At 60.7% G+C, this 14,764-nt stretch carries 13 protein-coding genes; 3 read left to right on the top strand and 10 right to left on the bottom strand.

Annotation, left to right across the window (positions count from 1 at the left end; genetic code table 11):
- Window positions 1-37: 37 nt before the first annotated feature.
- From H1204_RS38245 to H1204_RS38265, 5 genes are all read right to left on the bottom strand, one after another.
- Complete coding sequence (locus H1204_RS38245) at window positions 38-1,066, bottom strand: alpha/beta hydrolase (RefSeq protein WP_180733862.1); 1,029 nt, start codon at window positions 1,064-1,066, stop codon at window positions 38-40.
- A 40-nt stretch (window positions 1,067-1,106) separates the two neighbouring features.
- The gene (locus tag H1204_RS38250) at window positions 1,107-1,532 is read right to left on the bottom strand and encodes an organic hydroperoxide resistance protein (RefSeq protein WP_007739684.1); all 426 of its coding nucleotides are present in this window, start codon (window positions 1,530-1,532) and stop codon (window positions 1,107-1,109) included.
- A 178-nt stretch (window positions 1,533-1,710) separates the two neighbouring features.
- Complete coding sequence (locus H1204_RS38255; protein ID WP_180733863.1) at window positions 1,711-2,277, bottom strand: TetR/AcrR family transcriptional regulator; 567 nt, start codon at window positions 2,275-2,277, stop codon at window positions 1,711-1,713.
- Between the two features lie 197 nt (window positions 2,278-2,474).
- Window positions 2,475-3,125 carry an ureidoglycolate lyase gene (locus H1204_RS38260; protein ID WP_180733864.1) on the bottom strand — a complete coding sequence of 217 codons (651 nt, stop codon included), beginning with the start codon at window positions 3,123-3,125 and terminating at the stop codon, window positions 2,475-2,477.
- A 217-nt stretch (window positions 3,126-3,342) separates the two neighbouring features.
- Entirely contained in the window at window positions 3,343-4,452 is a 1,110-nt protein-coding gene (locus tag H1204_RS38265) for an alkene reductase (protein ID WP_180733865.1), read from the bottom strand.
- Window positions 4,453-4,776: 324 nt separating this feature from the next.
- On the opposite strand from H1204_RS38265, the gene H1204_RS38270 reads away from it, so the two are divergent.
- Together H1204_RS38270 and H1204_RS38275 are read left to right on the top strand one after the other, a co-directional pair.
- Entirely contained in the window at window positions 4,777-5,766 is a 990-nt protein-coding gene (locus tag H1204_RS38270) for a zinc-dependent alcohol dehydrogenase family protein (protein ID WP_180733866.1), read from the top strand.
- Between the two features lie 45 nt (window positions 5,767-5,811).
- Window positions 5,812-6,930 carry a Gfo/Idh/MocA family oxidoreductase gene (locus H1204_RS38275; protein ID WP_180733867.1) on the top strand — a complete coding sequence of 373 codons (1,119 nt, stop codon included), beginning with the start codon at window positions 5,812-5,814 and terminating at the stop codon, window positions 6,928-6,930.
- A gap of 167 nt (window positions 6,931-7,097) precedes the next feature.
- Here H1204_RS38275 and H1204_RS38280 read toward each other — a convergent pair whose 3' ends face one another.
- The 4 genes from H1204_RS38280 to H1204_RS38295 form a co-directional block, all read right to left on the bottom strand.
- Complete coding sequence (locus tag H1204_RS38280; RefSeq protein WP_180733868.1) at window positions 7,098-8,228, bottom strand: amidohydrolase family protein; 1,131 nt, start codon at window positions 8,226-8,228, stop codon at window positions 7,098-7,100.
- Window positions 8,225-9,529, bottom strand: coding sequence for an MFS transporter (locus H1204_RS38285; protein ID WP_180733869.1), 1,305 nt, complete (start codon window positions 9,527-9,529; stop codon window positions 8,225-8,227). Before H1204_RS38285 ends, H1204_RS38280 begins: the two co-directional genes overlap by 4 nt.
- 90 nt (window positions 9,530-9,619) lie before the next feature.
- The gene (locus H1204_RS38290) at window positions 9,620-10,894 is read right to left on the bottom strand and encodes a CaiB/BaiF CoA-transferase family protein (protein ID WP_180733870.1); all 1,275 of its coding nucleotides are present in this window, start codon (window positions 10,892-10,894) and stop codon (window positions 9,620-9,622) included.
- Window positions 10,891-11,877, bottom strand: coding sequence for a hydroxymethylglutaryl-CoA lyase (locus tag H1204_RS38295; RefSeq protein ID WP_180733871.1), 987 nt, complete (start codon window positions 11,875-11,877; stop codon window positions 10,891-10,893). Before H1204_RS38295 ends, H1204_RS38290 begins: the two co-directional genes overlap by 4 nt.
- Before the next feature lie 194 nt (window positions 11,878-12,071).
- On the opposite strand from H1204_RS38295, the gene H1204_RS38300 reads away from it, so the two are divergent.
- A complete protein-coding gene (locus H1204_RS38300) occupies window positions 12,072-12,848 on the top strand; it encodes an IclR family transcriptional regulator (RefSeq protein WP_180735182.1) in 777 nt (258 codons plus the stop codon).
- 952 nt (window positions 12,849-13,800) lie between these two features.
- On the opposite strand, the gene H1204_RS38305 is transcribed toward H1204_RS38300, so the two are convergent.
- Window positions 13,801-14,634 carry an oxidoreductase gene (locus H1204_RS38305; RefSeq protein ID WP_180733872.1) on the bottom strand — a complete coding sequence of 278 codons (834 nt, stop codon included), beginning with the start codon at window positions 14,632-14,634 and terminating at the stop codon, window positions 13,801-13,803.
- Window positions 14,635-14,764 lie beyond the last annotated feature (130 nt).

Raw genomic sequence — 14,764 nt, forward strand, 5'->3', positions numbered from 1 at the left:
TGGCGCAAGGCCATCATGCCGTCGAAAGAAACAACGATTACTTCAGGCGCGTCTTGATCTCATTCGCGAGTTGCTTCGTCGCGGCCTGTGTCGGCGCATCGGCAGCGAGCGCGTTGAGCAGACCGAAATCGTGGATCGTGCCGTTGTAGCGCGTCGTCGTGACTTCGTTGCCCGCTGCGTCGAGCTTTCGTCCGTATGCTTCGCCTTCGTCGCGCAGCACGTCGAATTGCGCAACCTGGATCAACGCGGGCGGCAGACCCTTCAACTCTTCTTCAGACGCACGCAGCGGCGATGCGTAAATCTGCGCGCGCTGTGCGGGGTCCTTCGTGTACGCGTCCCAAAACCATTGCATCATCGCGCGGGTCAGGAAATGCTTGTCGCGATATGCGAGGTACGAGCCGTCGTTGAAGTTGGCATCCGTGACGGGCCACATCAACCCCTGGAAGCGGATTTGCGGACCCTGCTTGTCCTTCGCCATCAAGCTGACGACGGCGGCCATATTGCCGCCCACGCTGTTGCCCACCACGGCGAGGCGGCTGCCGTCCACGCCGATATCGTTGCCGTGCTCCGATACCCATTTCGTCGCGGCATACGCCTGGTTGATCGCGACAGGATAACGAGCCTCGGGCGACGGCGTGTAATTCACGAACACGGCCACGGCTCCGGACTGCACGACGAGGTCGCGTACGAGGCGTTCATGGGTCTGGAAGTCACCGAGAATCCAGCCGCCGCCGTGGAAGAACATGAACACCGGCAACGTGCCCGTCGCGCCTTGCGGACGCACGATGGTAATCGGCACGCTGATACCTTCCTCTTCGATGGTGCGGTTCGACACGTCGATGCCGGACAGGTCGACCTTAACGCCGTTCTGCGCATCGACCAGCACCTGACGCGCCTTCGCGGGCGGCAGCGTGTTGAGCGCGGGACCCGTGCCGCTGTTGAGCTGCTTGAGGAATCCCGTGGTGACGCGGTCGGGCGTCGGTTGCGTGGCGGGCGTTGCGGCGGCGGCAATCACGGCGTTCGCTGCGAGAACGGCGGCAAGGACGAGTGGCTTCAGGGCTTTCATTTTTTGACGCTCCAGTGTTCTGTCTATGAGGCGAATTCGATCAAACCAGTGTCAACGTGACGTCGATGTTGCCGCGTGTTGCATTCGAGTACGGGCATACGATGTGAGCTTTGTCGATCAGTGCCTGAGCGGCGTCGCGAGGCATGCCGGGCAGCGAAATCTTCAGTTCCACTTCGATACCGAAGCCGTTCGGAATCGCGCCGATACCAACGCTGCCGTCGATCGATACGTCTGCCGGAATCGCAGTTTTGTCGCGCGCCGCGACGAACTTCATCGCGCCGAGGAAACAGGCGCTGTAGCCTGCCGCGAACAGTTGTTCCGGATTCGCGCCTTCGCCGCCCGCGCCGCCGAGTTCACGCGGCGTGACCAGCTTGAAATCGAGCTTGCCTTCGGGGACGATGGCGCGGCCGTCGCGGCCTCCCGTGGCGTGAGCGTGGGCGCGGTACAGAACTTTTTCGATCGACATGATGTAACTCCTGAGTGGCACTAGTTGAGTGAATTGCATTTTGCTATCTACTACTAGATAGACAACCCGGCAAATCTCTGTACTTCAACGACATTTCTCTGAAACTCTAATTTATCTACTAGAAGATAGATAACTGGGCCCAACAAAAGGCGGTCTACAGCAACCGCCTCGAATACTGCTACTTCGAAACCTTCCATGAAGCCTCGACATCTTCCAGCCGAGCCTTCGTCTTGAACAGACGGCTTGCCAGCACGCTACCCTGATAAGCGGCGTACAGCGCTCGCGCCGCGTTTTCGGGCTTGCCGTTGACGTGCAACGTGCGCTCCTTGACGCCTTGCGCCAACACCTTCGCGAGCCAGATTTCGTTGGCCTTGAAGAATGCCTGCACAGCTGTGCGCACGTTATCGGGCAATGCCTCGATATCCGCGGCGAGCATGCCGCACAGACAAATCTGGTCGCCTTCGCCAAGGGTTCTGCCGAACAGCTTCGTGTACTTGCCGAGCTTCTGATCCGCCGGAAGAGAGGACTCGATGGAACCGAGCGCGCCGAGTATCTCGTTGCTGTACTGGCTGACAGCTTCGAGCACCAGATCGTCTTTCGACGGGAAGTAATAGTGGATGCTCGAAGTCTTCACTCCGACCAGTTCCGACAGGTCGCGATAGCTAAACCCGTTGTAGCCGCGCAGCATCATCAGTGTGATGGCGTGCTCCAGAATCTGATCGCGAACTGTGGTGGTCGGTTCCATGGAACGAACTTTATCTACTACTAGATAGACAGTCAAGCACTTTTTTCAGCAGCTGCCGTGTGGTTCGCGGTATCGGATGACGCCGCGTGGGTGACGGGGTCCACCATCGACGTCGCGGGCGGTCTGGTTTTCTAGCTCGAGTCCAGTTTGGCAGGCGGTTTCGTCTCGAACCGCCGCCTCGATCTAACGCTCAAGCGTCACGGATAAACGATTGGCGCTTCGACCAGACAACCGAACTCTCGCGCAAACTCGACAGACACGCGTGCATGAACCGCGCCCTGCTTGTCGAAGAAGCGCTGTGTCCCGCCAAGCGTGAACACGCCTTCGTGCCAGATGTTCGGATGAATATAAAGACCCTGCCGGCCATCGAAGCGAAAGCACACGAACTTCTCGGGCGTCACATCGTCACCGGGCAACGCCAGTGGAACATAGAACGGCCGCTGATCGAGCGGGAAGAACAACTGTCCGCCGTCCGGGTGGTAGTTCGCGTGCCAGAGCAGCATGCGTTCGGGTGGCGCGGCGTTGTCTTCGCGCGCTTCGTCAGGCTCCGTGGCGTACGCGAGGACATAGTGGCCGCCCACCGCCTCATTGCGACCGTAGAGGATGTCACCGTGCCATTCGCTGACGAAGACGCCTTCCGTCGTCCCCGCCTCGTCGCCCGTGCCGGGATCGATCGGCCTCGATCCCATCGCGGGCCATTGCACGATTTCGACCCGGCATTCGTTCGGGTCGTCTACGAGCCTGCCATAGCCGTCGAGTGTCGCCGGCGTCGCGTCGACGACGGGCATGGCCACGCGCCGAAGCCCCTTAGGTAGCGCAGGGTTGAGATAGTCGATCGGTGTGGACATCGTCAAAGCCTTTCAGGAGTCGGAGTATTGAAGCAGTGCGCGAAGATGATACTTGAACGCCGTTTCCGCTGATTCCTGGCGCACGATTTCTAGAGTCGGCGTCGATCAGGTCAATTGACGCGCACTATCCGTGGCGATTGACGCCGGCAGCGACCATGCGTGAACGCATGATCGCTGCCGGCTGCGTTACGAATCAGTCGTTACAGCCCACGCCATCTCACGCTGCGACAGCGGCCTCGTCATGGAACGCATAGTCGGTGTAACCCACATCCGTGCCGCCGAAGAACGTCGCGCGATCGTACGGGTTCAGCGGCAGACCTTTGCGCAGACGCTCCGGCAGGTCCGGGTTCGCGATGAAATGGCGTCCGAATGCAACGAGATCGGCATCGCCCGATTGCAGGATTGCTTCGGCGCTTTTGCCGTCGAAGCCCCCCGCCGCGATGATCGGTCGATGAAAATGCGCGCGCAGCGACTTCGCGGCGACGGGTTGCTGGTCGCGCGCTTCGTCCTCGACGTTACCCGCGATGCGCGGTTCGATCAGGTGCAGATAGGCAATACCAAGCTTGTCGAGTTCGTCGGCCACATACGTGAACAACGCTTCCGGGTTGCTGTCGGACATGTCGCCCCACGAGCCGCTCGGTCCGAGACGCACTGCAACCTTGTCGGCGCCCCATACGGAAATCACGGCGCGCGTCGCATCGAGCAGCAGGCGCGCGCGGTTGGCGATCGAGCCGCCATACTCATCTGTGCGCTTGTTGCTGCCGTCCTGCAGGAACTGATCGAACAGGTAACCGTTGGCGCCGTGCAATTCGACGCCGTCGAAGCCTGCCTTCACGCCGCGCTCGGCAGCCGCGCGGAAGCTCTCGACGATGCCCGCGATTTCCGCCGTTTCCAGCGCGCGGTTCGGCGTGTTGGGCACCCAGCCCGCTTCCGTGTACGCGACGCCGCCGTGCGGCACTTCGGAAGGTCCGACGGGACGGCCGCCATCGGGCTGCAACTGTGCGTTCGACTGACGGCCCGCGTGATAAAGCTGAAGAAAGATCTTGCCGCCTTTTGCATGCACCGCGTTGGTGACGGCTTTCCAGCCGGCGATCTGGCTGTCGTCGTACAGACCGGGCGCGCCGAGATAGCCATTGCCGTTCGGCGCGGCGATGGTGGCTTCGCCGATCAGAAGCGCACGTGGCGACGTACGCTGCGCATAGTATTCAGCCATCAGCGGGCCGGGACGCGCGCCGCTCTCGGCACGCATGCGGGTGAGGGGAGCCAGGACCACGCGGTGCGCGATGTCGTACGAACCGACCGCGACTTTCGAAAACAGTTTGGACATTTCAATCTCCACAATCCAGTGATTCAGGGAAGCTGCTGCGCAGTGCCGGTGATCGGCGACGCTTGACGCTAATGTAGATGCGTCGATGCGCCAGAAAAACAGCCCACGGGTTCGCTCACTCTGGACATCCGTGTCCGCAATCGCGCGAGCATTGCTGCACGGGGCTTTGCGCGTCGAAAAGGCGATTGTTGGCGGCAAAAGAACAGTGATGTCGGCGATGCCGCATTTATCCTGCGAAGGGCGATTCCGATAATCCGAACCACTTGAAGGGGCGTTTCGTTTCGAGGCGCCTGTAATGGATGGATTGAACGAAAGGAATGAGTCATGGCGAAAGCAATTACCTTTGCGCAGCACGGCGGCCCCGAGGTTTTCGAGTACACGGAAATCGGCACGCCCGAACCTGGCGCTAACGAAGTGCGTATTCGTGTGAAGGCCATCGGCCTGAATCGCGCGGAGTCGATGTGGCGGCGCGGCGAGTATGTCGAGCCAGCGAAGCTTCCCGCGCGCGTCGGTTATGAAGCGTCCGGCGTGGTGGATGCCGTTGGCGCGAACGTCACGCATGTGGCCGTCGGCGATAACGTCAGTACGGTGCCTTCGTTTTCGATGAACGATTACGGCGTGTACGGCGAACTCGTGCTGGCGCCCGCGCACGCTGTCGTGAAGAGCCCCGCGTGGCTTTCGCACGAAGACGCGGCGGCGATCTGGAACGTGTTCGTCACGCCCTACGCGGCATTCACGGAAAACGAACGCGTCAAACCTGACGATGTCGTGCTGATTCCCGCGGCGTCGAGCGGGGTGGGTATCGGCGCGATTCAGGTAGCGAAGCGTCTGGGCGCGACGGCTGTCGCGCTTACCCGAACGCGTGAGAAACGCGACGCGCTTGTCGCGCTCGGAGCCGATCATGTGATCGTCACCGACGAAGAGGATCTCGTCGAAGCGGTACGACACATCACCGAGGGACGCGGCGCAGACCTCGTCTTTGATCCCGTTGGCGGCAAGACTTTCGCGCGTCTGATTGAAGCGACGCGGCCCGGCGGCACGATTCTGCTCTATGGCGCGTTGAGTCCCGAAGACACCGTATTGCCCGTGTTGCCACTACTCTATAAGCGCATCACCGTGCACGGCTACAACCTGTTTTCGACGACTACGGACGCGCAGCGCCAGGCCGACGCGGCGGCATTCATCTTCGACGGATTGCAGTCGGGCGCGCTCAAGACGGTAATCGCACATCGCTTTGCATTCGACCAGATCGTGCAGGCGCATACGGTGCTCGAACGCAACGAGCACTTTGGACGCATCGTGGTGTCGGTGTGATACGCATGACATCACCGTCTGTCATTCAATGGAGAATTCAGAATCATGGAAGCATCACTTAGTGTGCCATTGCGCGTCGGCGTAATCGGTGTCGGCAACTGGGCGAGGCACGGTCATTTGCGCGTGCTTGATCTGTTGCCGCAATACACGCTGCAAGCCATCTATAGCCATCGGCGCGAAGCTGCCGAAGCGGCAGCTCGCGACTATCGGATCGGCCGCGTGGCTGAGTCGATCGACGAACTCATCGAGAGTTCCGACATCGATCTCGTGGTCGTGCTGAACACGGCTCCGCAACATGCGCAGACAGTGAGACGCGTAATTGCGGCGGGTAAGCACGTGTACTGCGAATGGCCACTGACGACCACGCTAGCTGAATCAGAAGAACTGTTGCGACTGGCCGAGGAACGCGGCGTGCGTCATGTCGTCGGCTTGCAACGGCGTCTCGCGCCGCATAACCGTTATGTGCGCGATCTGATCCAGCAAGGTTACGTCGGTGAGCTGCGTTCGGTACGCATGCATGTGAGCATGAACTACTTTCAGGCGACGCGTTCGCGCTCGCTGGAATGGACTGTGCCGTCGGAGAACTTTTCATCAGTGGTTTCGATCTATGGCGGCCACTTTCTCGACATGCTCTTTTCGGGAACCGGCTGGCCTGTATCCATCGCGGCACTCACGCCTAACCAGTTTCCGTCGGTGACGATCAGAGAGACAGGCGTTTCGATACCGACATCGACACCCGATCAACTCGTGCTCGCAGGCATGTTGAACGATAGCGCGGTGGTGTCCGTTCATATCGAAGGCGGCAAGCGTAACGGCTCAGGCGTGCAGATCGACATCACCGGGTCGGAGGGGGATTTACGGATCGCGAATGCATCGGCTTTTGGCGATGTGGGCGACGACTATGCAATCTTCGGCGCGCACGGCGACAAGCAGCCGCTCGAACGGCTCGAAGTACCTACGAGCTATTTGCGCCTGCCGGAATCGGACCTGCCTTCCGCCGTATTGGAACTGGCCGAACTCTATTGGGCCTATGCGCACGACGTGGCGAATAACACGCGCACTGCGCCGACTTTCGCGGATGCAGTGCATATGCATCATCTTCTCGAGAGTGCACAGAGATCTTTTCTCTCGCGTGAGTTCGCGCAGTTGAATCCCACCATGTAATTCGCGAATAAAACGGTCGGGCAGTGTTGCCTACATGGTTATTGCATTAGAGATTTGATGAATGTCTAATGCCCGACCGGATGAGTGGCTGTGAGCGGGTGCGACCCATTCAGATCGCGCATTTTCCGGGCGAATTCCGTGACGACGGGCGCCCACCACCCGAACGATCAGCCAAGGCGATACACGTTGCTCACCGTGCCCCGGAACAACGCTTCGCGCTCGCCTTGGCCCGCCTGCGCTGTCAATCGTTTGAATGCGTTCCAGCCGTTGCTGTATGGATACGAGCCCTTGTCGACCGGGAAGTTGCTCTCGAACATGCATCGATTCGCGCCGAACAGTTCGATGCAAGTGTGCATCCATGGCTTCCACGCTTCGGCGAGTTGCGTTGACGTCGGTGGCCGCTCCCCCTTCTCGAAGTCAAAGCCGTTGATCCGCATCCCCAGCCCGCCTACCTTGACATAGACGTTAGGCAGTTGCGCCAGCTCACGCATGGATTGGGACCAGCTTTCGAACACCTCTTTCCGCTTATCCTCGTAGCTGGCAATCCGCACGACACCGCCGCAATGATTGATGATGACGGGCACGTCGGGATAAGCCTTCGCAAGGTCGAACAACTCGGGAAGCTGCGGGAAAAAAAGCCACGCGTCATACGACAGACCGAGTGGTCCCAATTGTGCCACGCCTGCGCGGTAGTCACGGTCGAGCAGCAGTCCGCGCGGTGCCGCCGAGACAGGATTCACCAGTGTCTGGTCAGAGTCCCACGTCACGAGATGCCGTACGCCTCTGAACCGGCCCTGTCCGGCCTGGAGATGCGCTTCGAGAACGTCGCGCACGGCAGCACCGCGACGAAGATCGGCATAGCCGACGATGCCCTTTGCGACCTGTGGCCTGCCGCCCTGCGTCGGCGCGGTTGCGGCTGTCACATATTCCACCTCGCCGACCGGCCTCAATGCGTCGGGGCCCGACTGCCTGTAACGGGTGAGTGCCTGCATGTACACAGACGCCGTGATGTTATGCCCTGACTGTGCGTCGCGAAGGTACTCGTCGAGCAGGTAGGTCCAACCCGGGCGATCATAGAAATGATGATGCGCGTCGATGATCGGCATGTCCGGCTCGAGTGCCGTTTCCGTTCCCGAGGCGAGCCATTCGGATCGAACGGGCAGATAGTTGCTGGTCGGATTCATGGGACGCGTCGTTTCGTTGGCGATTGCATGCGTGGCGATGACGGGGAGGGCGATCGATGCAGCGGCGGCACGAAGCAACTGGCGGCGCATCGGCGAATCAATCGTTGCTGTCATTGCTCCTCCCGATTGAAGGCATAAAGGGAGAGCGTCAGCAACGTCGTCAGTCCGAGCACGACGGCGAGACCCAACATCCCGGCCGTGTAGGTTCCAAAGCGGTCCTTCAGATAGCCAACCAGATACGGACCCGCGAAGCCGCCAAGTGCACCGATCGAATTGATCAGCGCGAGTCCGCCGGCGGCTGCCTGACCGGACAGGAATCGGGCCGGCAGCGTGTAGAAAATCGTGCGGCCGGCAATCGTTCCGATCAGGGCCAGCGTGATGCCCGTCATCGCGGGCAACAGTTGATCAAAGTATGTCGAGACACCGAGCGCGACCGCGCCAATCAGCAGACCCGCAGCAAGGTTTGCAATATGCCCGCCGCGACGATCGACCCGTTTCGCCCACCAGAGCAGCGCGATGGTGGCAAAGAAGTACGGCACGGCGGAGACCCAGCCGGTTTGCGTCACGCTCATGCCGTGCGCTTTGAGCATCTGGGGCAACCAGATGCCGATGCCGTACGAGCCCATCGTGAAGCCAAACGAGATCATCGCGAGAACATAGACGCGCACGTCCTTGAGCGCCGCGCGAAAATCCTTCTTTTTCTGACCGGATGAACCCTCGCGGTCAAATGCGCTTTGCAACGCGAGCCGCTCTTCCGGCGAAAGCCATGTGGCATCGGCGGGCTTGTCCGCAAGCATTTTCAGCACGAGGTATCCGAGCACGCACGCCGGGAGACCTTCGACAATGAACATCCACTTCCAGCCTGCCAGACCGAGTAAGCCATCCATGTGAAGCAGCCACGACGACAACGGACCACCGACGAGTGAAGACAGTGGTGTCGAGACGGTGAACCATGCAAGGACACGCGTGCGGTAGCTGGCGGGGAACCAGACGGCAAGGAAGAATATGACGCCGGGAAAGAAGCCGGCTTCGCCGACTCCGAGCAGCAGACGGATCACATAGAAACTGGTCGGTCCGGCGGCGAGCGCCGTGGCTGCGGCCAACAGCCCCCACGTGATCATGATGCGGGCCAGCCAGCGCCGCGCGCCGAAGCGGTATAGCGCGAGATTGCTGGGCACCTCGCAGAGGCAATAGCCGGCAAACATGATCCCGGCTCCCCAGCCGAACTGCGTTGCAGTCAGCCCAAGGTCGCGGTTCATCGTCAGCGCCGCAAAGCCGACGCTGGTGCGGTCCAGATAGTTGAAAAAGTAGGCGAGTGCGAGCAGCGGGATAAAGCGCCATGCAGCTTTTCTGACCGCCTGCTGTTCGAGGCTGGCGGGGGTGTCAGCCGTCATGCTCGAGGAAATGGATGTCATTGTCGTCTCCAGACAATTCACTGGCTGGGCCTGACCGCAAGGCGGTCGGCGCGGTGCTGTGTTTCTGCGGGATGGGTCCGCCGTCAGGCGTCAGGCGCTGGCAAGCTCATTGGGCGAAGGACTCGACGCGTCGCCCGACGGGCAGTTCTGGCATCCGACGACACCGGCATCGACCAGTTGTCTGAGTTCGTCGTCGGTATAGCCGAGCTGCGACAGCAGCGTCTGTGTATCCTGTCCGAGCGCGGGCGGCGCTGCGCGAAGGCGCAACCGCTCACCCGCCAACGTCAGCGGGAGCAATGCGGTGCGCGTGGAGACTGGCTCGCCCGCGCCACTTGCATCGGGCGGCAACGTCACTTCGGCGAGCCCGCCTGTCGCGAGCAGATGCGGATCGTCGAACAGGTCTTGCGGCTTGGTAATCGGCGCATAGGGCAAGCCGATACGTTCGAAAATGGCGCTGATCTCCGCCGCGCTGAACGCCTCCATGTGCTGGCGCAATCGCGGCAGCAACCAGTCACGGGCCTGGACCCGTTGATTGTTGGTGGCAATCCGTTCGTCCGACTTCAGTTCCGCAAGACCAAAGGCATCGCAGAACAAGGCCCATTGCGTGTCCGACACCACCGCCAGAAAAATCTGTTCGCCGTCCCTGACGGAAAAGACGTCGTACACAGCCCATGCAGATATACGGCTCGGCATCGGCGACGCAGCCTGACCCGTCACCGCGTACTGCATCATGTGCTGCGCGACGAGGAATACGTTGTTTTCGAACAGTGCACTCTGGACTTCCTGTCCCCTGCCTGTGCGCTCACGCTGCGCGAGTGCCGCCATCGCGCCGATAGCGCCGAACATGCCGCCCATGATGTCGTTGACACTGGTGCCGGCACGCAGCGGCCGTCCCTCTGGCCCCGTCATGTACGCAAGGCCGCCCATCATCTGCACGACTTCGTCGAGCGCGGTGCGATGGTCGTACGGACCGGGCAGAAAGCCCTTGTGCGAGACATAGATCAAACGCGGATTGAGCTTCGACAGCGCTGCATATCCGAGCCCGAGCCTGTCCATCGTGCCGCTCTTGAAGTTCTCGCTGAAGATGTCAGCGCTCGCGAGCAGCTTGTGGACGATTTCGATCCCGCGAGGATCTTTTACGTCTACGGCAATGCTTTTCTTGTTGCGGTTGAACGTGCTGAAAAAGCCTGCCCCTGATCCACGCAGGGAACGCGTGCTGTCGCCTGCAATCGGCTCGATCTTGATCACTTCCGCGCCAAGGTCCGCCAGCACCATGCCGCAGGTCGGTCCCATCACCATGTGCGTCATTTCGATCACACGCACGCCGCTGTAGGGCAGGGATTGATTCGATTGATTCGAACTCATTGCGCGACTCCCAGCAAACATCCTTCCGGTTGCGGCGCGCTCGGTGCACGCCCATCTGCGTAGCCGAATCCTTTCGGCACCCCCGCGTCCGGCACATGCCCGTACAACGCTTCACCCGGTAGTGCTTCGGCGAGAATTGCGCGGGCAGCGACGAGCGCGTCAATGTCGATACCTGTGTCGTAGCCCATTGCTTCGAGCAGGAAGGCAAGGTCTTCCGTAACGATGTTGCCGGTCGCACCAGGCGCGTAGGGACAGCCGCCCAGACCCGCCTGGCTCGCGTCGATCGTTGTCACGCCGGCATCGAGCGCAGCGACGACGTTGGCCAGTCCCTGACCGCGTGTGTTGTGGAAGTGGGCGCCGCCTGCCTTGGCGCCAAGTTCGGTCTGCAAGCGCCGGAACAGACGGCGGACCTGCGTGGGGTTTGCATAGCCGCTGGTATCGGACAGGCCCACTTCGTCCACACCGCATGCGGCCATCGCGACACACATCCGCATCGTCTGGTCGTCGTTCACCGCGCCTGCGATCGTGCAACCGAACGCGACAGAGACGCCCGCTTCGATCTGCACACCGGGGAACTGCGCGTCGCGAAGGGCGACGATCTCGCGCACCTCTTCGATCATCTGCGCGGTCGTCTTGCGGATGTTGGCCATCGAATGCTCGTCGGTCACTGACACCGGCAACGTGAGCTTATGCACACCGGCTTCGAAGGCGCTTTGCGATCCGCGAAGGTTTGGCGCCAGCACGGCGACGTGAAGGCCGGGGATCGTCAGCGCATGAGCCACGACTTCGCGAATGTCGGCCATCTGGGGAAGCAGTTTTGGCGGCACGAAAGAGCCGACCTCGATCTCCTTCAGCCCCGTGGCGGCCAGCGCGGAAATCCAGCGAAGCTTCGCTGCCGTCGGCATCACGCGTCTGATGCTCTGGAGGCCGTCGCGTGGGCCCACTTCGCTGACGAGGACCGAGGGCGCGGGGGAAGTGTTCAAGATGAACTCCTTTCGAGTGTTCTATTAGACGGAATGATGTTCTGTCAAATAGAACTATAGGAGCAAAAACAGGGCAATTTAAGGTGGGTAAACCCGAAATTTTGGAGATTTCTGAAACTTGCGTTCTACGTGATAGAACGATACAGTCGGATTTAACGCAAAGATCTGATAAGGAAACGGCCGTGCCCAGCGAAATGCAGGAAGCGTCATCTTCGGAGGCCGTCGCCCCAAACGATGGCTCCAGCGGTGTGGCGGTACTCGATCGTGCGTTCGCGATTCTCAACGCCTTCGGGCCGACCGATGACCGGTTGTCGCTCGCGGAACTCTCGCGTCGTACCGATCTTTACAAGAGCACGATACTGCGTCTGCTTGGTGCACTGGAGCATGGCGGATTCATCCGGAGACTGAGCGACGGACAGTACGCGATTGGACCGCAGCCATTGCGGCTCGCGGCGCTCTATCAGCGCTCGTATCAGGTGGGACCGGTTATCGAGCCGATTCTTCAGCAACTGAGCCGGGACCTCGGGGAGACCGCGTCCTTATATGTGCGGCAGGGCGACCGGAGACTGGTGCTGTTCCGTGTCGAACCTGCGCGTGCGGTGCGCGTGTCGATTCGCGTCGGTGAAGAGTTTCCGATCGACAAGGGGGCGTCGGGCAAAGTTCTGCTGGCGTTCACGGATACACTCGATTCACGTTGGGACGAGGTACGTGAGCGGTTGTGGGCTGTCTCGCACGGTGAGCGCGATCCTGAAACGGCGTCGGTGTCTGTGCCGGTTTTTGGGGCATCGGGAGAACTGGTGGGAGCGCTGGCGTTGTCTGGGCCTAAAGCGCGATTTGACATGGCGTCGACCATTACCGGTGCGCTGGTCGCGTTGCTGGAATGCGCTAAGCGCGCGACAGTGGCGCTGGGTGGCATGGGTTCACGGTTCGATGCGACGATCGAGAAGACTGCTCGGGAAGGGGGGGCGTAGAGCGGGGATCGGGCTCTTTTGCTGGCATGCGCGTTGTGGTTTTGTGGCGCGGCCGGTTTGGTTTTTTGGGATTTTTGCTGGCATTCGCGATTTGTTAGCGTGCTTCATGCGTCGCCCCTGTGCGGGGCGGCACCTACTTTTCTTTGCCGCCGCAAAGAAAAGTAGGCAAAAGAAAGCGGCTCACACCGCCAATCCTTGTTCCTGCCTGAGGGCCCCCAACGGGTCTTACGCTTCACACGGCAATCACGTGACCCATGTTCGTTGCCAACGCTCTTGCGGTGCGCCTCACCCGTTTCACGTACCCGCGCTGCATCATGCCGTGCCGGACATTCCACGGCCGCCCAGGTAGCAAACTGTGTGTCGGCCCTTTGTGCTCCACACGCCTCACTCCGGACCGATAACGCACGCGCTCCACCGTGTAAGAGCGCCATGCTATACGCCGCGACAACCTGCACACAGTTTGCCACCTGGGCGGCACATACCAGTCGCTGCCGCTTGCCCGGGTACGGGCATTCGAAGCGGGTGAGGCGTTCATTCGAAGCGCTGGTAACGAGCACCGGCCAGAGCACTGCCGTGTGGAGTGTGGGGACGTTGAGGGCCCGTGGATAAGAACACGGGCTGGCGGTGTTAGCCGCTTTCTTTTGCCTACTTTTCTTTGCGGCGGCGCGGCGGCAAAGAAAAGTAGGTGCCGCCCCGCACAGGGGCGACGCTTGAAGCACGAAGGCATAACGCGGATGCCAGCGCAAAAGGCAAACGCACACGGGCGAAGCATGAGGCACGAAGGCATAGCGCGGATGCCAGCGCAAAAAGGCAAACGCACACGGGCGACGCCTGAAGCACGAAGACATAGCGCGGATGCCACCGCAAAAAACCAGAACAACCAAAACCGACCGCGCCGCGAAGGCATAACCCGGATGCAGACAAAATCCAAAGCAAACTTAGCCGGCACACACTAGCCGTCAGTCGATCGACTGACCCCCTCCCACGCGTCGATTTCGCCGCCGATGACCGAGAGTTTCTCGCGCACAAGACCGAGCGCATCACTCCCCAGAAGCAGATGCGCCGGCGGATTTTCACTCGCGATCACGGACAGCATCGCGCGCGCCGCCTTCACAGGATCACCCAACTGCTTGCCGCTTTTTTCCTCGCGGGCTTTTCTGATCGGATCGAAGAGTGGGTCATAGTCCGGGATCGAACGCGGCGTCCGGATCATCGAGCGGCCAGCCCAATCGGTCCGAAACGATCCCGGCGCGACAGCGGTGACGAAGATGCCCAAGGCACGGACTTCCTTGCCGAGCGCCTCGGAGATGCCTTCCAGCGCGAACTTGCTGCCGCAGTAGTAGGTGATGCCGGGCATCGTGATGTGGCCGCCCATCGACGTGATGTTGAGAATGTGGCCGCGCCGCCGTTTGCGCATAGCTGGGATCACGGCCTTCATCATCGCGACGGCGCCGAACACGTTCACGTCGAACTGCCGGCGCATCTCGTCCAGCGACGATTCCTCCATCACGCCCTCGTGACCATACCCGGCGTTGTTCACAAGTACGTCGATCGGCCCGACAGTCGCCTCGATTTCGGCGACGACACCGTCGATCGCTTCAAAGTCGGTTACATCGAGCACTTGGCCCACCGCTTGACCTGGAGCCAGTGCTTCGAACGCGTTCCTTGCCTGTTCGCTTCGGACAGTACCGATCACGCGGTGACCTGCGGCAAGCGCTTCTTCGGCCAGCGCGCGTCCGAAGCCGCTGCTGACACCGGTAATGAGAAGGGTTTTGACGGCTGACATGCGAACCTCGAAAGAAAAGAGAGACGACTGCATAATATTCTTTCGCACCCGTGCAATTCAGGTCTTATAGTCTCGACTTATTGCCTATTCCTATGACGGCGGTGAAGCGTGGTCAGAAAGTTCGACGGGC

The sequence above is a fragment of the Paraburkholderia sp. PGU19 genome (assembly GCF_013426915.1).
Taxonomy (GTDB): domain Bacteria; phylum Pseudomonadota; class Gammaproteobacteria; order Burkholderiales; family Burkholderiaceae; genus Paraburkholderia.